The sequence below is a fragment of the Hymenobacter cyanobacteriorum genome (assembly GCF_022631375.1).
GTDB lineage: Bacteria > Bacteroidota > Bacteroidia > Cytophagales > Hymenobacteraceae > Hymenobacter > Hymenobacter cyanobacteriorum.
The window spans coordinates 24,039-44,099 of the sequence record NZ_JALBGC010000002.1; the positions used below are offsets into that span (position 1 = coordinate 24,039).

21 protein-coding genes are annotated in these 20,061 nt (G+C 60.2%); 15 read left to right on the forward strand and 6 right to left on the reverse strand.

Annotation, left to right across the window (positions count from 1 at the left end; all coding sequences use genetic code 11):
* Window positions 1–14: 14 nt before the first annotated feature.
* The 3 genes from MON38_RS05335 to MON38_RS05345 form a co-directional block, all read right to left on the reverse strand.
* A complete protein-coding gene (locus MON38_RS05335; RefSeq protein WP_241935121.1) occupies window positions 15–371 on the reverse strand; it encodes a hypothetical protein in 357 nt (118 codons plus the stop codon).
* 172 nt (window positions 372–543) lie between these two features.
* On the reverse strand, window positions 544–699 hold the full coding sequence (locus MON38_RS05340; RefSeq protein WP_241935122.1) for a hypothetical protein: 156 nt from the start codon (window positions 697–699) through the stop codon (window positions 544–546).
* A 97-nt stretch (window positions 700–796) separates the two neighbouring features.
* Window positions 797–2,194, reverse strand: a complete 1,398-nt coding sequence (locus tag MON38_RS05345; protein ID WP_241935123.1) for a type III PLP-dependent enzyme domain-containing protein — start codon at window positions 2,192–2,194, stop codon at window positions 797–799.
* A gap of 356 nt (window positions 2,195–2,550) precedes the next feature.
* Between MON38_RS05345 and MON38_RS05350 the strand changes: the two genes are divergently transcribed.
* The 4 genes from MON38_RS05350 to MON38_RS05365 all read left to right on the forward strand — a co-directional run bounded on the left by MON38_RS05350 (window position 2,551) and on the right by MON38_RS05365 (window position 5,413).
* Window positions 2,551–3,525, forward strand: a complete 975-nt coding sequence (locus MON38_RS05350) for an arginase (RefSeq protein ID WP_241935124.1) — start codon at window positions 2,551–2,553, stop codon at window positions 3,523–3,525.
* A gap of 244 nt (window positions 3,526–3,769) precedes the next feature.
* Complete coding sequence (locus tag MON38_RS05355) at window positions 3,770–4,198, forward strand: hypothetical protein (protein WP_241935125.1); 429 nt, start codon at window positions 3,770–3,772, stop codon at window positions 4,196–4,198.
* A 69-nt stretch (window positions 4,199–4,267) separates the two neighbouring features.
* A complete protein-coding gene (locus tag MON38_RS05360) occupies window positions 4,268–4,618 on the forward strand; it encodes a VOC family protein (RefSeq protein WP_241935126.1) in 351 nt (116 codons plus the stop codon).
* Window positions 4,619–4,918: 300 nt separating this feature from the next.
* Window positions 4,919–5,413, forward strand: coding sequence for a hypothetical protein (locus tag MON38_RS05365; protein ID WP_241935127.1), 495 nt, complete (start codon window positions 4,919–4,921; stop codon window positions 5,411–5,413).
* 263 nt (window positions 5,414–5,676) lie between these two features.
* Here the strand turns inward: MON38_RS05365 and MON38_RS05370 are convergent, their stop codons facing one another.
* Window positions 5,677–5,937 (reverse strand): hypothetical protein, encoded by a 261-nt coding sequence (locus tag MON38_RS05370; RefSeq protein WP_241935128.1) that lies wholly within the window; start codon window positions 5,935–5,937, stop codon window positions 5,677–5,679.
* A gap of 203 nt (window positions 5,938–6,140) precedes the next feature.
* Between MON38_RS05370 and argS the strand changes: the two genes are divergently transcribed.
* From argS to MON38_RS05400, 6 genes are all read left to right on the forward strand, one after another.
* Window positions 6,141–8,144 (forward strand): arginine--tRNA ligase, encoded by a 2,004-nt coding sequence (argS, locus tag MON38_RS05375; RefSeq protein ID WP_241935129.1) that lies wholly within the window; start codon window positions 6,141–6,143, stop codon window positions 8,142–8,144.
* A gap of 125 nt (window positions 8,145–8,269) precedes the next feature.
* Window positions 8,270–8,851 carry an LOG family protein gene (locus MON38_RS05380; protein ID WP_241935130.1) on the forward strand — a complete coding sequence of 194 codons (582 nt, stop codon included), beginning with the start codon at window positions 8,270–8,272 and terminating at the stop codon, window positions 8,849–8,851.
* Between the two features lie 120 nt (window positions 8,852–8,971).
* Complete coding sequence (locus tag MON38_RS05385) at window positions 8,972–9,562, forward strand: glutathione peroxidase (RefSeq protein ID WP_422388672.1); 591 nt, start codon at window positions 8,972–8,974, stop codon at window positions 9,560–9,562.
* A gap of 172 nt (window positions 9,563–9,734) precedes the next feature.
* Window positions 9,735–10,631 (forward strand): 1,4-dihydroxy-2-naphthoate polyprenyltransferase, encoded by an 897-nt coding sequence (locus MON38_RS05390; RefSeq protein ID WP_241935131.1) that lies wholly within the window; start codon window positions 9,735–9,737, stop codon window positions 10,629–10,631.
* A gap of 23 nt (window positions 10,632–10,654) precedes the next feature.
* Window positions 10,655–11,215, forward strand: a complete 561-nt coding sequence (locus MON38_RS05395; RefSeq protein ID WP_241935132.1) for an RNA 2'-phosphotransferase — start codon at window positions 10,655–10,657, stop codon at window positions 11,213–11,215.
* Window positions 11,216–11,278: 63 nt separating this feature from the next.
* Window positions 11,279–12,832, forward strand: a complete 1,554-nt coding sequence (locus MON38_RS05400; RefSeq protein WP_241935133.1) for a hypothetical protein — start codon at window positions 11,279–11,281, stop codon at window positions 12,830–12,832.
* 56 nt (window positions 12,833–12,888) lie between these two features.
* Here MON38_RS05400 and MON38_RS05405 read toward each other — a convergent pair whose 3' ends face one another.
* Window positions 12,889–14,610 carry a DEAD/DEAH box helicase gene (locus tag MON38_RS05405; RefSeq protein WP_422388673.1) on the reverse strand — a complete coding sequence of 574 codons (1,722 nt, stop codon included), beginning with the start codon at window positions 14,608–14,610 and terminating at the stop codon, window positions 12,889–12,891.
* 265 nt (window positions 14,611–14,875) lie between these two features.
* Here MON38_RS05405 and MON38_RS05410 point away from each other — a divergent pair, with 265 nt between their 5' ends.
* The 5 genes from MON38_RS05410 to MON38_RS05430 all read left to right on the forward strand — a co-directional run bounded on the left by MON38_RS05410 (window position 14,876) and on the right by MON38_RS05430 (window position 18,964).
* On the forward strand, window positions 14,876–15,622 hold the full coding sequence (locus MON38_RS05410; RefSeq protein WP_241935134.1) for a class I SAM-dependent methyltransferase: 747 nt from the start codon (window positions 14,876–14,878) through the stop codon (window positions 15,620–15,622).
* A gap of 42 nt (window positions 15,623–15,664) precedes the next feature.
* Window positions 15,665–15,997 carry a hypothetical protein gene (locus MON38_RS05415; protein WP_241935135.1) on the forward strand — a complete coding sequence of 111 codons (333 nt, stop codon included), beginning with the start codon at window positions 15,665–15,667 and terminating at the stop codon, window positions 15,995–15,997.
* On the forward strand, window positions 15,994–16,683 hold the full coding sequence (locus tag MON38_RS05420) for an ATP-binding cassette domain-containing protein (protein WP_241935136.1): 690 nt from the start codon (window positions 15,994–15,996) through the stop codon (window positions 16,681–16,683). The genes MON38_RS05415 and MON38_RS05420 overlap by 4 nt, the downstream gene beginning before the upstream one ends.
* A gap of 50 nt (window positions 16,684–16,733) precedes the next feature.
* The gene (locus MON38_RS05425; protein ID WP_241935137.1) at window positions 16,734–17,942 is read left to right on the forward strand and encodes a CaiB/BaiF CoA transferase family protein; all 1,209 of its coding nucleotides are present in this window, start codon (window positions 16,734–16,736) and stop codon (window positions 17,940–17,942) included.
* Between the two features lie 92 nt (window positions 17,943–18,034).
* The gene (locus MON38_RS05430; RefSeq protein WP_241935138.1) at window positions 18,035–18,964 is read left to right on the forward strand and encodes a hypothetical protein; all 930 of its coding nucleotides are present in this window, start codon (window positions 18,035–18,037) and stop codon (window positions 18,962–18,964) included.
* Window positions 18,965–19,074: 110 nt separating this feature from the next.
* Here MON38_RS05430 and trpS read toward each other — a convergent pair whose 3' ends face one another.
* Window positions 19,075–20,049: a tryptophan--tRNA ligase gene (gene trpS, locus MON38_RS05435; RefSeq protein WP_241935139.1), complete on the reverse strand. Its 975-nt coding sequence runs from the start codon at window positions 20,047–20,049 to the stop codon at window positions 19,075–19,077.
* Between the last annotated feature and the right edge of the window lie 12 nt (window positions 20,050–20,061).

Genomic DNA, 20,061 nt, shown 5'->3' on the forward strand with positions numbered 1-20,061 from the left:
GTTTAAGTATTGACTTAGAGTACAGGGACAAAAACAGAAGCCAGCCCTGCGAGCAGCAATAATCCCATGCCTAAATAAATGTCGCCCTTACGCACAGGCCGCATTGGGTATTGTGCCACAATGCGTTTCCACTTGCCTTCAGCCAACAACATTTGATATAACACAATGCTCATCCCCGCCAACAATCCAACCACGCCCCACACCCCTATGTTACAGGCGAAAGCCACTTCGCAAAAGTGGGCGACGAAGCTTAAGGGAAAATAGAGCGCAAAGCACAAGAGTAAAAAGCTGTTGTCAGATACCTGCTCGGCGCTGGCAGTAGGGGAAATGATGCTGAAGCAGTAAAAAAAAAGCGAATACAGGCGGCGCATAGTGGCAGAGGTAGTTGAGGCGGCGGTGAGCAAAAATCTCACAAATGCTTGATGCGCTAAAGTTACGGTACCAAGGAATCCGACGTTTGCTGAAACGTTACCAAACAAATACCCACAAAAAAGGCCGGCCTCCCACGTGGGAAGCCGGCCTTTTAAACGAAACCAGAAAGCACTACTGGCGCGCGGCGGGCGTGGCCGTGCTGGCCGTGATGGGCGAGGAAATGCGGTTAGCCTCCTTAGTGCTGCTGTAGGCCGGGCATTTCTGGCGGTTGCAGGCACCGAGCGAGAGAACGAGGCCGGCGGCGGCGAGCAATGCGAACTTTTTCATAATTTATATAAAACGAGATTGGGGGTGACGCGGTTGGGTTCCAAATATACGCAAAGCAAGCAATATCCGGCGCAAAACCGCTAACGCCGAAATTGAATTATTCGTATCCGAGGATGCGCATCATGCTGCCGGCTTCCTGCTGGGGCGCGAAAACGGTATCGGTGAGGGTACCGTCCTCGGCGCGGTCGAGGATGATGTGCTGGGGGGCCGGAATGAGGCAGTGCTTGATGCCGCCGTAGCCGCTCAGGCTTTCCTGGTAAGCGCCGGTGTGGAAGAAGCCCACGTAGAGCGGCTGCGCATCTGCGGGCTTGCGCTCGGGCAGGAAGGTCTGGTAGATATGCTTCTCGGAGTTGTAGTAGTCCTGCGAGTCGCAGGTGAGGCCGCCGAGCTGGATTTTCTTGTATTGCTTTTCCCAGCCGTTGAGGGCCAGCATGATGAAGCGCTGGTTCAGGGCCCAGGTGTCGGGCAGGTTGGTGATGAACGAGCCGTCAATCATGTACCAGAGCTCCTTGTCGTTCTGCAGCTTCTCGTCGAGGATGCTGTAGATGGTGGCCCCGCTTTCGCCCACCGTGAAGATGCCGAACTCGGTGAAAATATGGGGCTCGGGCACGCCTTCCTGGGCGCAGATGCGCTGGATGGTGCGCAGGATTTCGGCCACCATGTAGGGGTAGTCGTAGTCGGGCTGGATGCTGGTTTGGATGGGCAGGCCACCGCCGATGTCGATGGTGGTGAGGGTGGGGCACACCTTGCGCAGCTCACAATACTTGTGCACGAAGCGGCTCAGCTCCGACCAGTAATAGGACGTGTCCTTGATGCCCGTGCTGATGAAGTAGTGCAGCATGGTGAGCGTGAAGCGGGGGTCGTCCTTGATGCGCTGCTCGTAGATGGGGATGGCGTCGGCGTAGCGCACGCCCAGGCGCGAGGTGTAGAACTGGAAGCGCGGCTCCTCGTCGGAGGCCAGGCGCATGCCCATGTTCACCTTCTCGTTCACGTGGTCGTGGTAGTATTCGATTTCGTTGGGCGAATCGATGATGGGCATGCAATTCACGAACCCGTCGTTGATGAGGTCGGCGATTTCCTTCTTGTAGGCCTCGGGCTTGAAGCCGTTGCAGATGATGTGCTTCTGCTTGTCGACCTTGCCCTGGGCGTGCAGGTTGCGGATGATGCTGATGTCGAACCACGACGAGGTTTCGAGGTGGATGTCGTTTTTCAGGGCCTCTTCCAGAATGAAGCGGAAGTGCGAAGACTTGGTGCAGTAAGCGTAGGAATACGAGCCGGTGTACCCCGTTTGGGCGATGCCGTCGGCAAACCATTTCTTGGCCCGCTGAATCTGGGAGCTGATTTTGGGCAGGTAGGTGAGGCGCAGCGGGGTGCCGTATTTCTCGACGAGGGCCATCAGGTCGATGTCGTGGAAGCGCAACTCGTGGTCCTGCACGGTGAAATCGGCCGTGGGGAAGTCGAAGGTTTGGGAGATGAGGTCGTGGTACGTATCCATTTTTAGTTGTCAGTTGCTGGTTGTCAGTTGTTAGGGCCTGTTGTGTTGTCGGACGAAAAAAAGTCCTGACAACTGACAACGAGCAACTGACAACTAACAGAAATTCCCGACCTTTGCGGCGGGCCGTACAAAAGTACCGCCGGGGTTGGGTTAACGGCCGGGAACCGATTGTTGTTCTTGCGTTATCCCGCCTCGCATCGTGACGATGGAATATTAGCGACTTGGCTACGGCAGATTCTTCTGCCGCAAGGCAGCGCTCGAAGGCTTTCTTTTAAGCTTTAAGCCTCCGGCTTGAAACTTAAAAAGCAGCTTTGGAACGATGCCGCCATTCTGCTATCCCAAAATCCCACCCTCCGATGAAACGCATCAAATTACTGGAAGTCCGCTCCGAACTTGGGGCTGGTACCCGGGGCTCCGGCATGGGCATCGACGCCCTGCGTGTGGCCTGCCTCAACAAAGGCTCCGACTACTTCCGCCGGTTCAATACCGTGACGCTGCCCGATTTGAACCACGTGCTGTTTGATAAAACGCCGTTCCCGTTCGCTAAGCATATCGACGCCATCTACACCGTGCAGAAGGGCATTGCCGCCGCCGTGGAGCAGACGCTGCGCTTCGGCGAGTTCCCGCTGGTGCTGGCCGGCGACCACAGCAGCGCCAACGCCACCATTGCCGGCATCAAAGCCGCGTACCCCACCAAAACGCTGGGCGTGATTTGGATTGACGCCCACGCCGACATCCATTCGCCCTACACCACGCCCAGCGGCAACGTGCACGGCATGCCCCTGGCCGCCTCGCTGGGCGTCGACAACCTGAAGCACCAGCGCAACGTGCCCGACGCGGAAACGGAATTCTTCTGGCGCCGCCTGCAAAACCTGGGCGAGCCCGGCCCCAAGCTGCTGCCCGAGCACCTGGTGTACGTGGTGGTGCGCGACACCGAGGAGGAGGAAGACGCCCTCATCGAAGAGCTGGGCATCAAGTGGGTAAAGCTGCCCGAAATCAAGGCCAAAGGCTCGCGCCGCCTCACCCGCGAGATTTACGAGCACCTGCGCTTCTGCGACCTGGTATACATTTCCTTCGACGTCGACAGCCTCGATTCGAGCTTCAGCATCGGCACGGGCACGCCCGTGGAGGACGGCCTCTACCTCTCCGAAGCCGAAAACCTCTGCCAGGACCTGCTGGAAAACGAGCGGGTGGTGTGCTTCGAAATGGTCGAAATCAACCCCACGCTGGACAACGGCAACACGATGGCGAAGAATGCCTTCAACATTCTGGAAAAGGCAACGGATGCCATTGAGAAGCGCCTACGGCTGGAGGCGGTGGTGAGCAGGTAGTAGCGCTAAATTGCGCCGCTGGCCGCAGTTTAGCGCGTAGCGCGTAACTGCTGGCCCACACGTAACGCGAGTTTGCAACTCGCTGACGCGAAGCAGCAATCTCCATCATTCCTGCCTTTCCAACGGCGAGTTGCAAACTCGCCTTACCCATCGGCCAGCAGTTACGCGCTGCGCGCTAAACTGCGGCCAGCGCAGTGGTGAGCAGGTAGTAGCGCGGGCCCTAAAAATGATTCTATAGCAACTGGTGATGCAAACGGAAATGATAAGAATCAAGGTCATCGGTTGGGATGACGGGGATGGGCTATTACAGTACAATGTTGCCTTATCGAATGGTGAAACAGCTACTGAATTATCGGTTTATGGATACGACGACATGTTCAAGCAATTCGGGCAAGAGCTTGCAGACTTTCCACAAAATATCGAGAGCAGAATAAAATTCTGTCCGATGGAAGACGATGATTCTAAATGGGCCAACTACCTTCAATTTGAAGTGTTTTGCTATGCGCCTAATGGCGCGGCTGCAATGCGAGTTCAGGTTCGGGATGGCTATGAAACGCCGTATTATTACCGTTGCGAATTCTTCATCCTTACAGTTCCGGCTACCCTGAACCGGTTAGGGGAGCAGTTAAAAAGATGGAATCCGCGAGAAGGAATGGAATTCGTTTGTGAGTAAATATTCCACTAAAACTGTCATTCCAGCGCCTCCTATATTTACTGCCTCACCCATCACCCATGCTGCAAAATGAGTAAACCAATCAACAATTCCGTCTTCTACGTCGAGTTTCCGGCCACTGACTTGGACGCGACGAAACGCTTCTACGCCCAGGCGTTCGGGTGGTCGTTCGAGGATTATGGGCCCGATTATGTGGCCTTTGAGGACGGGCAACTGGCAGGTGGGTTTTACCGGGCTGAGAGTGTGCCGCCCAGCAGCCCCCTAGTGGTGCTTTGGGGCGATGCGTTGGAAGATTCGCAAGCGGCAGTGGAAGCGGCCGGGGGCATCATCAGCAAGCCAATCTTTGCTTATCCGGGCGGGCGGCGGTTTCATTTCACCGACCCGAATGGCAATGAATTATCCGTTTGCGGCGAAGCGTAGAGCCGGGCGGGCCCAAGCCCGCCGCCTAAGCCGCTGAAGAAACAGCAAGCCCCGCTAGTAGCTGGCGGGGCTTGCTGGGTGGAGTTTTTGCGTTAAGCAGTCTACCTTATGAAATAATAGTAGAATATCAATTCCACCGTTTGGCTGAGCTTGTGCCTTGGCTAGCACTGTAGGCCTCGTGAATCCTCTTGGCTGGCTACGCAACAATCGGGCATTGCTCCCCCCCCTGACTAGGCCCCTGCGGGAGCGGCTCCTTCACGAGCCGGTGCTAATTTGCACGCCCCATCCCCCTGTTCCAAAATGACGCGAAAATACTTGCCCCTGCTGGGCATTGGTCTGGCCTTGGCTAGCTGCCAGAAAGATGAAGTGCCCGCACCCGTAAACAAGGACTTTACGGTGGGGTACCACTTTATCAACCAAGGCGATGCCCGGGTGGAAACCGTGTGGATGCGGGCCAACACCTTCTATCCGGATAAGTACGGGCCAGGCAACAACGCGATGAACATCTACAGCGATACCTACCCCAACATCACGCCCAACCAGCGCTTGAGTCACATCGCGGCAACGTTGGATAAAACCTTATACCCGGGGTGCATCACGTACCTGAAGGTAACCATCGGATTTCGGACGCCGGGGTATACCCCTTTTCCGGTCGCCGTGGCGCCCAGCGGGGGCTACCGGATACGCGTGTTTGAGCTTCCGCCCGATACGGTAACGGCCGCGGCCAATTGCACCCGCACGTTTCAGTGGCCTTCCGATACGTTGAAGTATCCGGAAGTGCGGTGGTACAATTGAGCCAAACCAAGTCAGCGTTCTAAAACGCTCGTTTCTCTAGACTGTTTAATCTAAAGCGCTGACTGATTCTATAATGGGACAAAAACAGACATTAACTGATAGATACGAGTTTAAGAAACTCGTTTACTAATCAAAGTTTAGGAAATTCTGCTCGAACATGAGTTTCCTAAACTTTGATTAGGGCACAACGGAAAGCCCCGCCAGACACTGACGGGGCTTTCCGTTGCTTCAAGTTTCGGTGGGGTATTCGGCCGACGAAGCGCTTAACGGATGGAACCCGGCCGGGCCGGCGGGCGGCGCATGGCTTCTTCCACTTCGCGCCGATGGGCGGCCCGCTGCTCGGCGGGCGTAAGCGGCTTTTTGACTGGGCGCTTGCCGGAGAGTTTGGCTTTGCGGTCGCGCTCGGCGTGGCCCCGCATCATGCCGGAGAGCACCTGGCCTTGGGCCACTGCAGCGGGGTCGACTTGCGCCCGGGCCACTGGGATGCTCAGGGCCAACAAGCTGAGAACAAGCAGAACTTTCATGGCAAGGCCGGCTGACCGGATGAGTGCGCCAAGCAGCTGGTTAGCAACTATACGTAACCGGTGCGCCGAGGGTATCCGGCTGGCCAGTAGCGCGAGTTTCGTAGTGCGCGCATCCCGCGCCATTGGGTCTGCTCTAACGGCGTGGGGACGCGAACTACAAAGTTCGCGTTACTATCGCGCACAACGGCCCGTACCTTTGCCCCGTGCAACAGTTAGAATCCTCCCTCAAAACCGCCCTGCAAACCGCCGCTCAGGCTGTTTTTGGCGTTGAAATCCCCGCCGCCAGCCTCACGCTCCAGCCCACGCGCAAGGAGTTTGCCGGCAGCTTCACCCTCGTCACGTTCCCGCTCACCAAGGCGCTGGGCAAAGGCCCCGAGCAAATCGGCCAGGCCCTGGGCGAGTGGCTGAAAGCCCACGAGCCCCGCGTGAGCGGCTACAACGTGGTGAAAGGCTTCCTGAACCTCGAAATCGCCGATGCTGAGTGGCTGGCCGTGTTCAATCAGTTGCGCGCCCAGCCCGCCACCGCGCCCGTGGGCACCGACGGCGGCCCGCAAAACGTGGTGGTCGAATACTCCTCACCCAACACCAACAAGCCCCTGCACCTGGGCCACCTGCGCAACAATTTCCTGGGCTACTCGGTGGCCGAGATTCTGAAAGCCACCGGCGCCACCGTCACCAAAGCCAACCTGGTGAACGACCGCGGCATCCACATCTGCAAGTCGATGATTGCCTACCAAGAAATAGGTAGAGGAGAAAAACCCTCTGCTACCTTAAAGGGCGACCATCTTGCTGGGAAGTATTACGTTTTCTTTGAGGTAGTTAATAAGTACCAGATAGGAGAAGTACGCTCAATTGTCGAAGGAATTCTGAAGTACATAGAGGAATACAAAAGTCAGAAATACACGATTGTTAGGCGTTTAATTATTCTTCAAACAATTACTGAGTTAATTGATAACGTTGCGAAGGAAGAAAAGAAAGACATAGCATTTGCTAAGTTTCTGCCACAGCTTCTTAAGAGTCTTGGTAGAATCGCAGCTGATGATAAGGAATCGCCGTTGCGCTTTTTCTATAAGCGTCTAAGAAATTCATACAATGATTTATGGATTGTTAAAGCGCAGAAGATGTTGGTTAAGTGGGAGCAAGGTGATGAGAAAGTCTTGGCACTATGGCGTAAAATGAACGGCTGGGTGTACATGGGCTTCGACGAAACCTACAAGAACATCGGCGTCGATTTCGACCAATATTACTATGAGTCCGAAACCTATCTGCTGGGCAAGGAGCGGGTGGAAGAAGGTCTCGAAAAAGGGGTGTTCTTCAAGAAGGAAAACGGCTCCGTCTGGGTCGATTTGCAGGCCGAGGGCCTCGACGAAAAGCTCCTGCTCCGCGCCGACGGCACCAGCGTCTACATCACCCAGGACTTGGGCACGGCCGAGCTGAAATACCAGGATTTCGGCTACGACAGCAGCATCTACGTCATCGCCGACGAGCAGAACTACCACATGCAGGTGCTGCAAGCCACGCTCCAGAAGCTGGGCAAGCCCTACGCCGACGCCATCCACCACCTCAGCTACGGCATGGTGGATTTGCCCTCCGGCAAGATGAAATCGCGCGAAGGCACCGTAGTCGATGCCGACGAACTGGTGCGCGACGTGGTGGCCGCCGCCAAAGCCGCCACCCTCGAAAAAGGCAAGACCGAAGGCCTCAGCGACGAAGAACTGGAAGAGCTGTACCACATGCTGGGCCTCGGCGCCCTGAAATACTACCTGCTGAAAGTGGACCCCAAGAAGCGCATGCTCTTCAACCCCGAAGAGTCCGTGAGCCTCGAAGGCCACACCGGCCCGTTCATCCAGTATTCGCATGCCCGCATCGCCGCCATCCGGCGCAAAGCCGCCGAGCTGGGCATTGATGAATCGGCTGATTGGAGCAGCATCACCAGCCTCGAAGGCACCGAGCGGGAGTTGGTGCAGGAGCTGGCCCGCTACGCCTCGGTAGTAGCCGAAGCCGCCCGCAACCTCTCGCCCGCCGTTATCGCGCAGTACGCTTACGATTTGGCGAAGGCTTACAATCGGTTCTACGCCGAGGTGTCGATTTTCCAGGAAACCGACGTGGCCAAGCGTAGCCTGCGGGTGGCGCTGTCGGCCCGCGTAGGCGAGCAGATTAAGCAGTCGCTGAAGCTACTGGGGATGCAGGTGCCCGAGCGCATGTAATCCGTCAGAACGATTGTAGAGACGCGACACTTCGCGTCTCCTCGTTGCTGCTGTTGTTTCGCTTGCGAAGATTGAATCGTTCAACGAGGAGACGCGAAGTGTCGCGTCTCTACATCGTTCTATAAATGAAAAGCATTGCCGTTTACTGCGGTTCCAGCGCCGGAACCAACCCGAATTATATCACCCAGGCGCAGGCTCTGGCCAAGGCTATGGTGGCCCAAAACCTCACGCTGGTGTACGGCGGCGGGCGCGTGGGCCTCATGGGCACCATCGCCGATGCCGTGCTGGCGGAAGGCGGCCAGGTAGTCGGCGTGATTCCCGATTTTCTGGATGCTAAGGAACTGGCCCACAAAGGCTGCACGGAGCTGCACGTCGTGAAATCCATGCACGAGCGCAAGCTCATGATGGCCGACCGCGCCGACGGCTTCATTGCCATGCCCGGCGGCTACGGCACCCTCGAAGAGCTATTTGAAGTGCTGACCTGGGGCCAGCTTGGGCTGCACCAAAAGCCCGTGGCCCTGCTCAACGTCGACGGCTACTACGACCTGCTTCTGCAATCCCTCGACCGCATGCGCGACGACCAGCTGCTGCGCGCCGAAAACCGCGCGCAACTCCTGCAATCGGCCAACCCAGTAGAGTTGTTGGCCCAGATGGCGGCTTATAAGCCGGTGCAACTGGAGAAGTGGCTCACGCCTCCGACTACCTGATGTAGCGTGGACTTTTAGTCCGCGAAGCTGACGATACGAATTCGCGGACTAAAAGTCCGCGCTACTGCCCGAAACCCTGCTGGCCTCCTTCTGGTTGGGTACCGAACCGTTTCCCATCCCATGAACAAGTCTTTTCTCCTCACGCTGGCCACTGCCGCTTCGGCCGTGGTTTTCATCGCCGCCAAGCCGGCCAATTCCCTCGCCATGACTGAAACTGCCGCCCCCATCGCCGCGCCCACATCCGTCTACGATTTCACCGTGAAATCCATCGACGGCAAGGATGTGAAACTGAGCCAGTACAAGGGCAAGAAATTGCTGATTGTGAACACCGCATCAGAATGCGGCTACACCCCGCAGTACAAGGAGCTGGAGCAGCTCTACAAGCAGCACGGCGATAAAGTGACGGTACTGGGCTTCCCGGCCAACAACTTCGGCGGGCAGGAGCCGGGCACCGAAGCCCAGATTGCCACCTTCTGCGAGAAGAACTACGGCGTGACGTTTCCGCTCTTCAGCAAGGTGTCGGTGAAGGGTGTGGATATGGCCCCGCTATATAAATACCTGTCGGACCGCAGCCAGAACGGCGCGGTAGGAGAGGCTCCGACCTGGAATTTCTGCAAGTACCTGGTTGATGAGAAAGGCCACGTGGTGAAGTTCTACCCCTCGAAAGTGACGCCCCTGAGCCCCGAGCTGCTGGCGGATATTGCCAAGTAACTCCGGCCGTTTTCGGCTATCCTGAACGTCATGCTGAGCGCAGTCGAAGCATCTCTACCGCAGTAGTAATCTCCATCAATTGGATTAGTTGCGCGGTAGAGATGCTTCGGCTGCGCTCAGCATGACGTGCTTTTGTTTTCCTTGCGGTCGACCACCGCTTACCCCTTTGCCCATGTCGCCCTGGATTTCCGCTTTCCGCCCTCGCACGCTGCCGCTAGCTCTGGCCAGCATTCTCACTGGCGCATTCCTCGCCGCCGCGGCCGGCCAGTTTAACGGTTTGGTAGTAGCGCTGGCAGCCCTAACCACCATCCTGCTCCAAATTCTCAGCAACCTCGCCAACGACTACGGCGACTCGCAAAACGGCGCCGACAGCGTGCACCGCGAAGGCCCGCAGCGCGCCGTGCAGAGCGGCGCCATCACGCCCGCCCAGATGAAGCGCGGCATGTGGATTTGCGGCCTGCTGGCGCTGGGCAGTGGCTTGGCATTGCTGTGGGTGGCGCTGGGCGCGGCCGGGCTGGGGCTGTTTCTGGCGTTTCTGGCGCTGGGGCTAGCGGCCATCTGGGCGGCGGTGAACTACACGGCCGGCTCGAACCCCTACGGCTACGCGGGCTTTGGCGACATTTCGGTGTTCCTGTTTTTCGGCATTGTGGGCGTGTGCGGTACGTATTTTTTGCAGACGCGCACGCTGCCGCTGCCAGTGCTGCTGCCGGCCGCCGCGCTCGGCTGCTTTGCCACGGCGGTGCTGAACGTGAACAACATCCGCGACATCAATTCTGATGTGCTGGCGGGAAAAATCACCATCCCGGTGCGGCTGGGGCCGATTCATGCGCGGCGCTACCACTGGCTGCTGCTGGTGCTGGGCGTGGGCTGCGCCACGGTGTTTGTGGCGCTCACCTACCATTCGCCCTGGCAGTGGCTGTTTGCGCTGGCTACGCCGTTGTTCGTGTTCAATGCCCTGCAGGTGTGGCAGCGCAAAGAATCGATGCAGATTGACCCGCTGCTGAAGCAGATGGCCCTGAGCACGCTGGTATTTACGGTGCTGTTTGGAGTAGGGCAGGTGCTGGGGTAAAATCAGCAACCGTATTTTTGGGCATGCTTTCCGAAAAAGAAACGACCCGCCGCAGCAAGCTGCTGAGCCTTGTGTTGCGCCACGAGCCCGCCCACATCGGCATCAGCCTCGATGAGCAGGGCTGGGTCGACGTGCCAACCTTGCTGGCACAGCTGGCCAAGCACCAGCAGCCGCTGACGTTCGAGGAGCTCGACTACATTGTGGACACGAATGCCAAGCAGCGCTTTCGCTTCAACGACGACCGTAGCCGCATTCGCGCCAGCCAGGGCCATTCGGTAGACGTGGAACTGGGCTACACGCCCGTAGCGCCGCCCGAAGTGCTGTACCACGGCACCGCCATCCAGCACAAGGAAAATATTCTGCGCGATGGCCTGCGGAAGATGGCCCGCCACCACGTGCACCTAAGTGCCGACGTGGCTACGGCCCGCACAGTGGGCCAGCGGCACGGCCGGCTGGTGGTATTTGCGGTAGCGGCCGGGGCGATGCACCGGGCCGGCCATTCGTTCTTCCAGGCCGACAATGGTGTGTGGCTGACGGATGAGGTGCCGGCCGCGCACCTGCAACTGCTGGCCGACGCCGGCTAGCCGTGTGCAATACGGCCCGGGCGCGCATCGTTGGGGAAATATAGGGTTATTCACCTTTCCCCGGTGGCGGCTCCGGTTCAGCGCCGCGCTTCGATGAGGTACAGCAGTTTCTTATGCGCCTTCCTGATACTGGGGGCCAGCGCCTGTGGCGCCCAGCCAAGCCAGCCCGTAGCGGTAGCCAGCCGGGGCGAATTCGGGCCCACCCCCAATGGACTGGTGTACTCGCCCCAAACCATGGGCCAGCTGCGCCACATCGTCGACTCGCTCAACCTCCGGCACAAAGTGTGCGAGCTGCGCCGCGCCTACCGCAGCTACGAGCAGGGGCAGGGCTGTTACGTTTCGCTGGAAAAAGGCGACCTCAAGCAAGCCCAGCTGGCACTGGAGCAAGGCATTGCGCCCGAGGCTTTTCTGGCGCGATTCCCGGCTGCAGAAGTAGAAAAAGACCTGCTGGTAATCAGCTACCAAGAAAACGAGGAAGACGAGGGTAAAAAATCGGTTACGACGGTCTACCGCAGCATTCCTTTCAACGAGCGGGGCAAATTCATACTGCAGGTGGCCGGCAAGGTGCCCCCGCCGACGCCGGGCCATTGGGTGGTGCAGCACGAAGCCAAGACGTCGTATTCGGATGCGTCGCTGCAGGCTTTTTATTTCCCTAGTCGCCTCACGCGAGCCCCCTTGCCCGCTCAGTATGCCAATCTGGTGCAGTACGCCGATTGCCTGATTGACACCACGACGCAGATTTATTTTGAATCGGCCCGGCGCACGGGCATGCGGTACCGGCCGGCCGCTCCCCGGGCCGAAACCGCGTTTATGAGCTACGTGCACCAGCAAACCCAGCGGCCGGAGCTGGAATCGAGCTGGAAAAAGAGCGACGAGGAACAACAGGCCCTGTGGCACGCCTACCAAACCTGGGACTCGCTGCGGCTGGGCAAAGTAGACCAGCTAGCTCAAACGCCGAAGTTCCGCGAACTCCTGGCCCGGGCCGTCACCAATGCCAGCACCGTTGGAGCCACGGATGATGAATTTGAAGAATACGTAGCCCGTTACTACTCCCCCCAAAAATCCCTGGAATTCAAGCGCAGCCGCATTGTAGTGGGCGGCTGCAGCCAGGACGACAGCCCCCGTCGCCACGCCCTAAACATTGCCCGGCTCTCGGCCGAAACCGTGCATTGGGAAACGTTTCTGCGCGCCCACCTCGACATTATGAATGACCGGTTCGAGCGCATGTCGGATGGCAGCTACGCCTACGCTGCCCGCAAAACCTACCTCCGCGAGCTGGAAGAGCTCGACATCAACGTGCCCGACCTTATGCTCGGCATCAGCCTGCGCATCGACAATGCCAGCCACAACCACTACTTCGGCAGCCTGGGCCGCCTGGGCCGCGCGCTGGCCGAAACCCGCCAGCCGCGCGAGCTGGAGCAGCGCCTGCTCGGCATCGTGGCCGACCCCAGCCTCGATACCTATAATCGCGTGCTGGCTTACTACCTCTTTCTGAATTACACTTCCAACCTGGAAGACAAAAAGCTCCAACAGCAGAACATCACCAGGCTCAATGCGGCCGTTCAGCAACTGCCTCCGTACCTGGTAGCTCGGGCCACGGTGAAGGACGAGAAATAACCCTACGAAAAAGCCCCGCCGTGATAACGGCGGGGCTTTTTCGTAGGGTTCAATCCCTATTCGGCAGCAGGGGCTGCCGGGGCACTGGCAGCTCCACCGCCTTCGGGCCGGGGGCCGCGCTTGCGGTTGCGGCCGCCACGGCTACGGCGGCGTTCGCCATCGGCACGCGCCTCGCGGGTTTCACCTTCCGGCCGCGGTTCGCGGGGCGGGCGGGCTTCGCCGTCAGCACGCGGCTCACGGGGGGGACGAGCTTCGCCTTCCGGGCGCGGGGCGCGGGGCTCACGAGGTGGGCGGGCCTCGCCTTCGGGGCGCGGGGCGCGCTCGGGGCGGGGGCCACGGTCGCGGCGCTCTTCGCCTTCGGGGCGGGGCGGGCGCTGGTAGGGCACGGCCGGGGCGATGCCGGCATCGAGGGCGGCCAAGGCATTTTTGGCGGCGGCGAGGCGCTCCAAGTGCTTGGGGTCTTTGGGGTCGGGGGCGTCGCGGCGAGGCTTGCCGCCGTCGCGGCCACCATCGCGGCCGCCACCTTCGCGGCGGGGGCCCCGGTCGCGGCCGCCGCCGCTGCCGCCGCTACGGCCACCGCGCTCGGGGCGGCCGCCGATTTTACCGCCCAGGCCGGCGAAGCGCTTGGGGTCGAACTCGGGGGCCGGGCCGAGGCCCAGCTCCTCGGTGATGTTCTTCTTTTCGAGGTCGCGCTCGATGAGCTTCTCAATCTTCAGCACCCGGTCCTGGTCCTGGTCCGAGATGAAGGTGATGGCGGTGCCTTTGGTAGCGGCGCGGGCGGTGCGGCCAATGCGGTGCACGTAGTCTTCGGCGGCGCGGGGAATGTCGTAGTTCACCACGTGGCTCAGCGAGTCGATGTCGATGCCACGGCTCAGCACATCAGTAGCCACCAGAATGGGAAACTGCTTGTTTTTGAAGGCGCGCATGATTTCCTCACGCTCTTCCTGGGTGCGGTCGGAGCTGATGCCGCGGGCCTCGATGCCGAGCTTGTTCACGGCCTTCACGATGCCGCCCACGGCCGCTTTCTGGCTGGTGAAAAGCACCATGCTCTGTACATCCTGCGTTTTGATGATGTGCTCGAGGATGTAGATTTTCTGGCGGTCGAAGGCCATGTACATCTGCTGGTCGATACCGGCGGCAGGCTTCGACACAGCCAGGCGGATTTCGTCGGGCTGGTTGAGAATCTGCTGCGAAAAGTCGCGGATTTTGCTGGGCATGGTAGCCGAGAACAGCAGCGTCTGGCGCTCCTTTGGCAGCTGGCGCACGATGTTGAAGATGTCATCGCTAAAGCCCATGTCCATCATCTTGTCGGCCTCGTCCAGCACCAGATACTTAATCTGGTCGAACTTCACGTAGCCCATTTGCAGGTGGGCAATGAGGCGGCCGGGCGTGGCGATGATGATATCGGCCCCGCTGGTGAGGGCGCGTTTCTGCTGCTCCCAGTTCTCGGATTTGCCACCGCCGTAGATGGCGATGGAGCTGGCTTCCACGTAGTAGCCGAAGCCCATCACCTGCTCGTCAATCTGGGTAGCCAGCTCGCGGGTGGGCACCAGAATGAGGGTGGTGGTGTGGCCGTGCTTGGCGTGCGAAATCTTGTCGAGCAGCGGCAGCAGGTAGGCGGCGGTTTTGCCGGTACCGGTCTGGGCGCAGGCGATGAGGTCTTTGCCTTCGAGGATTTTGGGGATGGCCTGCTCCTGAATGGGGGTGGCCTGCTGGTAGTTCATGGCGTCGATGCCAGAGAGCAGGTCGTCGTGGAGGTTGAATTCGTGAAACGTCAAGGTTCAGCTGATTGAAATGGGTAAAAGGCTGACCGTGATGCCTGGGCCAGCAAACCGCTTGATTTGGGGTAAAGATACGCCGGGCAGCGGGTGTTGCGCGGTGGTGGATTGGTGGGTGGGCGGATTGAAAAAGAACGTCATGCTGAGCGCAGTCGAAGCATCTCTACCGCAGTGGTAAATGATTAGTGGTGGCGGGCAAGATGCTTCGCTGCGCTCAGCATGACGTTCTTTTGTTACTATCAACCCAATCCACCACCCCACGCCCATGCCCGCCCTCGACCGTTTCTCCACCCAGGCCGCCGACTACGCCCGCTACCGCATTGCCTACCCGCCCGAGCTCTACGACTGGCTGCTGCCCCAGGTGCCCAGCCGCGAGCGCGCTTGGGACTGCGCCACCGGCAACGGCCAGGTAGCGGCAGTACTAGCCGAGTCCTTCGTGCGCGTGGATGCCACCGACCTCAGCGAAAATCAGTTGGCGCAGGCCCCGGCACGGCCCAACATCCACTACCAGCGCGCCACGGCCGAGCACACGCCCTTCCCCAATCAGCGCTTCGATCTCATCACCGTGGCCCAGGCCGTGCACTGGTTCGATAGCGAGGCCTACCACGCCGAGGTGCGCCGCGTGGCCCGGCCCGGCGCGCTGCTGGCCGAGTGGGGCTATAACCTGTGCCGCCTCGAAACGCCCGAGCTGAACCGCGTGCTCGATACCTTTCACGACGTGACTTCGGCTCCGTACTGGGACGCCAACCGCCGCCACATCGAAAACGAATACACCAACCTGCCCTTCCCCTTTGCCGACGTGCGGCACGCCCGTTTCGCCGTGGAAAAGCACTGGACGGTGGACGACATGCTGAATTACCTGCGCACGTGGTCGGCCACGGCCAACTACGCCCGGCAGCACGCCGGAGCCGACATGGTAGCGCTGGTGGCCGACGAACTGACGCGGCTGTGGGGGCCGCAGACGCGACTAGCCAGCTTCCCCATATTCGCCCGCACCGGGCGAGTAGAATAAACGGCCGGCCGCCGCGTTGGGGTGCCGAACCAAGTATTTTCGATGGCGCTTCTGACTACTCAACTGCGGGCCGTGGGCCTATTCTACCGCGGTGTTGCTCCATTCATGCTGGGCATTTCGGGGCTGATTTTGCTGGCGGTGCTGTTGCCGGCCATTCACGAAGGCTGGAGCGATGGGCTGTTGCCGGGCCTGCTGCTTACCAAGCTGGCCACCGCGCCGGTGGTATGGTACCTGTCGGAGCAGCTGCGGCCGGGGCAGTACTGGTTCTATTTCAACCTGCATATGTCGCGGCGGCGGCTGTGGGCCGGCGTGGTGGCGCTCGATGGCGGGCTGTTTCTGGGTGGTGCTTTGCTCATGCGTACGGTGCTATCATGAGCCAGAATTCAACTAACCCGGCCGGCCCGCAGGTGCTGGAGGCCGACGGCATTCGCATCGAATTCGGGGGGCGTCAGGTGCTGGGTAGCATCTACCTGCGGGTGCAAACCGGCCAGATTGTGGGCCTGCTGGGCCGCAACGGCAGCGGCAAGTCAGTGCTGCTTCAAACCATTTTCGGGGCGCGGGCCGTGGCCGATGCCTCGGTGCGCGTGAACGGCCGGCGCGTGGTGCCCGCCTTCCGTGAGCCCGGCCTGCTGAATTATTTGCCGCAGGAGCCGCTGCTGCCCCCGTCGCTAACGCTGGCGCGGGCCGCTGCATTATTGGGCGTTGACATTAAAGCAGCAACGGCCCGCTTTCCGGAGCTGCGCCCGCAGTTCGGCCAGACGCTGGGCGAGCTGTCGGGTGGGTCGGCGCGGCTGGTGCAGGCGTTGCTACTGCTTCATGCCGACACGGCCTTCTCGCTGTTCGACGAGCCATTCTCGGGCGTTATGCCGGTACACGTCGAAACCCTGGCTGAGGAAATGCAGCGCGTGAAAGCACGCAAAGGCCTGCTCATCACCGACCACCGCTACGCCGAAGTACTGCCCATCTGCGACGTGGTGTACCTGCTGCACCAGGGCCGCCTGCTGAAGCTGGAAGGCGATGTGCGCGAGCAGCTGCGCGATTATGGCTATTTGGCGAGTTGAGGCAATTTGTGGCTTCGCACGTAGCTTGCTGGCTTTCCCATCATTTCGGTATGTCGCTTCCTTTCGCCCATCTCCGCATCCTCGAACTCGCCTCAGTATTGGCCGGCCCGCAGGTAGGCCAGTTCTTTGCCGAGCTCGGAGCCGAAGTGCTAAAAATTGAAAGCCCGGCCGGCGACATCACCCGCACCTGGAAAACCAGCGCCGAAACGGCCGCTCCTGAAGCTGCTGCGGAATCTTCGGTTTCGGCCTACTTCTCAGCTTCCAACTGGGGCAAAAAGTCATTGGTGCTCGACCTGACTACACCCAACGGCCAGGCCGAGCTGCACCGCCTGGCCGCCCAGGCCGACATCGTGCTGGCCAGCTACAAGCCCGGCGATGCCGAAAAACTGCGCGCCGACTACACCACGCTGGCCGCCACAAACCCGCGCCTCCTCTATGGCCACCTCACCGGCTACGGCCCCGACAACCCGCGCGCCGGCTACGATGCCGTGCTGCAGGCCGAGGCCGGCTTCATGTATCTCAATGCCGCCGGCCCCGGCCAGCCGCCCCAGAAAATGCCCGTGGCCATGGTCGACCTGCTGGCCGCGCACCAGCTGAAAGAAGGCCTGCTCACGGCCCTGTTTCAGCGCGAGCGCACGGGCTGCGGCGCGCTGGTGCAGGTGAGTTTGCTCGACAGCGCCCTCTCGGCCCTCGCCAACCAGGCCGCCACCTACCTCGTGACCGGCCACGACCCGCAGCCGCTGGGCTCGGGCCACCCCAGCATTGTGCCCTACGGCACCGGGTACCGCGCCGCCAATGGTCGCCAGTTGGTGCTTGCCGTGGGCTCCGATGGCCAGTTCCGGCACCTGTGCGCCGCTCTGGAGCGGCCCGATTGGGCCACCGATGCCCATTTCCAGACCAATGCCGCGCGCGTGGCGCACCGCGCCGCATTGGAGAAAATGCTCACCGAGCGAATTGCCGAAGTGGACGGCGACGTGCTGCTGGCCGAACTGGAGCGCCGCACCGTGCCGGCCGGGGCCGTTCGGTCGGTGGGGGAAGCCCTAGCGCTGGCGTCGGCCGCTGGCATGTTATTGCCGGCTCATGGCACTAGCCCGAACGGGTTGCGCACGGTGGCTTTCCGCAGCCCGCAGTGGCCCGTGGTAGCGCAACTGAGCGCGCCGCCGGCGCTGGGCATCGCCGAAGGCGCCGGGTTTCGCGACGATTCATTCGAGCCCGATGAAACTACGGCCGGGGCTGCTTGCGTACCTCCCGTAGCCTGAGGGCAGACAGCAGCCGGGCGGGGCAGCCGTTGCCACTTCATCGGCTGCCTTTTTCCGCGCCGCTGCCTGTAGCGGCATCATCTCCTCTCCGCATGGCCAAATCCCCATCCAAGAAAAGCGCTGAACCCGAGCTGTTCACCACCACCGAAACGGCGGGTTCGCCGCCTGCGCCAGCGCATTCCAAACCGACTCCAGCTCCCAAAAAAACCACTAAACGCACCGGCAAAGCTTCAAAGCCAACTGCAGCCGAAGCTGCTCCGGCCAAGCCTGCCGATGTAGCCGCCACGCATTCCGGCGCCACCGCTACCGACAACCGCCCCACCGCCGAAGCCGGCTCGCCCACCGAGGCCCCGGCCGACCGCCTCAACCAGATTTTCGAGGGCCTTAAGCAGAAATCGACCGCCAAGCAGGCCATTTACCGCAACACCCAGGCCGCGTTCGACTGCCTGCGGCTGGTGTCGCAGGAGCTCGTGGTGGAGCTCAGCCGCAAGCTCACGCCCCTCGATTCGAGTGTGGTGATTGAGTACCGCTCCATCAACGACATGGAATTTCATATCCGGTTTTCGGGCGATTTGCTGGTCTTCGTCATGCATTCCAACATCGTCACCTTTCCCGACGACTACGGCCCCATGCCCAGCAAATACGTCGAAGCCGACTTCCGCCGCCGCTTCTTCGGCCACATCATGGCCTACAACTTCATGGCCGACAGCATCAAGTACCAGCGCCTGAACGACCCCGGCTACCTCGTTGGCCGCCTGCTCGTCAACATCAACAGCCACTATTTCCTCGAAGGCGTGCAGCAACTCGAACTGCCCGACAACGACATGAGCGACAACGTCATCACGCCCGAAATGATGAAGCTTTTCGTGGAAAGCGCCATGATTGCCGCCGTCAATAATGACCTCATTGCCCCGCCGCTGCCCGAAATTCAGAAAATCAGCGTCAAGCAGAAGCTGGAAAACCAACAGGTGAGCCGCGGCAGCAAAGTTGGTTTCAGCTTCTCGGCCCAGCAGACGTTTTAAACCAAAAGAACGAACGTCATGCTGAGCGCAGCCGAAGCATCTCTATCGTGCAAGTAAATAATTACTCTCGCGGTAAAGATGCTTCGACTGCGCTCAGCATGACGTTCTGACTAACGCCCGTAGCCCACTTTCTGGCGCACTTTGGCCAGCACGCCCGCGCCGTACTCCTGCGCCCGCTTGGCCCCGATGGCCAGCGCGGCATCCAATTCCGGCAGGTTGTTCATGTAAAAATCGAACTTCTCTCGCTCTGGGCCGAAGCGGCGCAGAATCAGCTCGTACAGCTCTTTCTTGGCATGGCCGTAGCCGTAGCCGCCCGCCAGGTAGTTGGCACGCATGGCCTCGCGCTCGGTTGGCGAGGCCAGCAGCGCGTACAGCTTGAACGTCACGTCCGTGTCCGGATTCTTGGGCTCCTCCAGTGGCGTACTGTCCGAAATAATGGTTTTCACGACTTTCAGCAATTCCTTTTCGGGCGCGAAAACATCGATGATGTTGCCGTAGCTCTTGCTCATCTTCGCGCCATCGGTGCCGGGAATAGTCATCAGCTCGGCATCGACGCGGGCCTGGGGTTCCACCAGCGTCTCGCCGTAGCGGTTGTTGAAGGCTTTGGCAATGTCGCGGGCAATTTCGAGGTGCTGAATCTGGTCTTTGCCCACGGGCACGGTGTCGGCGTCGTAGAGCAGGATGTCGGCCGCCATCAGCACCGGGTAGGTGAAGAGGCCGGCGTTCACATCCGACAGCTTGTCGCTCTTGTCCTTGAAGCTGTGCGCGTTGGCCAGCATGGGGTAGGGCGTGAAGCAGCTCAGGTACCAGGTCAGCTCCGTTACCTGCGGCACGTCGGACTGCCGGTAAAACAGGTTTTTCTCGGTGTCGAAGCCGCAGGCCAGCCACGCGGCAGCCACGGCGTAGGTGTTGGCGCGCAGCACGGCGGGGTCGCGCACGGTGGTGAGCGAGTGCAGGTCGGCGATGAAATACAGCGAGTCGTTGGCCGGGTTTTTCGATAGCTCGATGGCCGGGAGGATGGCGCCGAGCAGGTTGCCGAGGTGCGGCCGGCCGGTGCTCTGGATGCCGGTAAGAATGCGGGACATGGTGGTAATTAG

Coding starts and splice junctions, on each gene's coding strand:
- MON38_RS05335 (WP_241935121.1), bottom strand. CDS start 371: ATGCGCCGCCTGTATTCGCTTTTTTTTTACTGCTTCAGCATCATTTCC.
- MON38_RS05340 (WP_241935122.1), bottom strand. CDS start 699: ATGAAAAAGTTCGCATTGCTCGCCGCCGCCGGCCTCGTTCTCTCGCTC.
- MON38_RS05345 (WP_241935123.1), bottom strand. CDS start 2,194: ATGGATACGTACCACGACCTCATCTCCCAAACCTTCGACTTCCCCACG.
- MON38_RS05350 (WP_241935124.1), top strand. CDS start 2,551: ATGAAACGCATCAAATTACTGGAAGTCCGCTCCGAACTTGGGGCTGGT.
- MON38_RS05360 (WP_241935126.1), top strand. CDS start 4,268: ATGAGTAAACCAATCAACAATTCCGTCTTCTACGTCGAGTTTCCGGCC.
- MON38_RS05365 (WP_241935127.1), top strand. CDS start 4,919: ATGACGCGAAAATACTTGCCCCTGCTGGGCATTGGTCTGGCCTTGGCT.
- MON38_RS05370 (WP_241935128.1), bottom strand. CDS start 5,937: ATGAAAGTTCTGCTTGTTCTCAGCTTGTTGGCCCTGAGCATCCCAGTG.
- MON38_RS05380 (WP_241935130.1), top strand. CDS start 8,270: ATGAAAAGCATTGCCGTTTACTGCGGTTCCAGCGCCGGAACCAACCCG.
- MON38_RS05385 (WP_422388672.1), top strand. CDS start 8,972: ATGAACAAGTCTTTTCTCCTCACGCTGGCCACTGCCGCTTCGGCCGTG.
- MON38_RS05390 (WP_241935131.1), top strand. CDS start 9,735: ATGTCGCCCTGGATTTCCGCTTTCCGCCCTCGCACGCTGCCGCTAGCT.
- MON38_RS05395 (WP_241935132.1), top strand. CDS start 10,655: ATGCTTTCCGAAAAAGAAACGACCCGCCGCAGCAAGCTGCTGAGCCTT.
- MON38_RS05410 (WP_241935134.1), top strand. CDS start 14,876: ATGCCCGCCCTCGACCGTTTCTCCACCCAGGCCGCCGACTACGCCCGC.
- MON38_RS05415 (WP_241935135.1), top strand. CDS start 15,665: ATGGCGCTTCTGACTACTCAACTGCGGGCCGTGGGCCTATTCTACCGC.
- MON38_RS05420 (WP_241935136.1), top strand. CDS start 15,994: ATGAGCCAGAATTCAACTAACCCGGCCGGCCCGCAGGTGCTGGAGGCC.
- MON38_RS05425 (WP_241935137.1), top strand. CDS start 16,734: ATGTCGCTTCCTTTCGCCCATCTCCGCATCCTCGAACTCGCCTCAGTA.
- MON38_RS05430 (WP_241935138.1), top strand. CDS start 18,035: ATGGCCAAATCCCCATCCAAGAAAAGCGCTGAACCCGAGCTGTTCACC.
- trpS (WP_241935139.1), bottom strand. CDS start 20,049: ATGTCCCGCATTCTTACCGGCATCCAGAGCACCGGCCGGCCGCACCTC.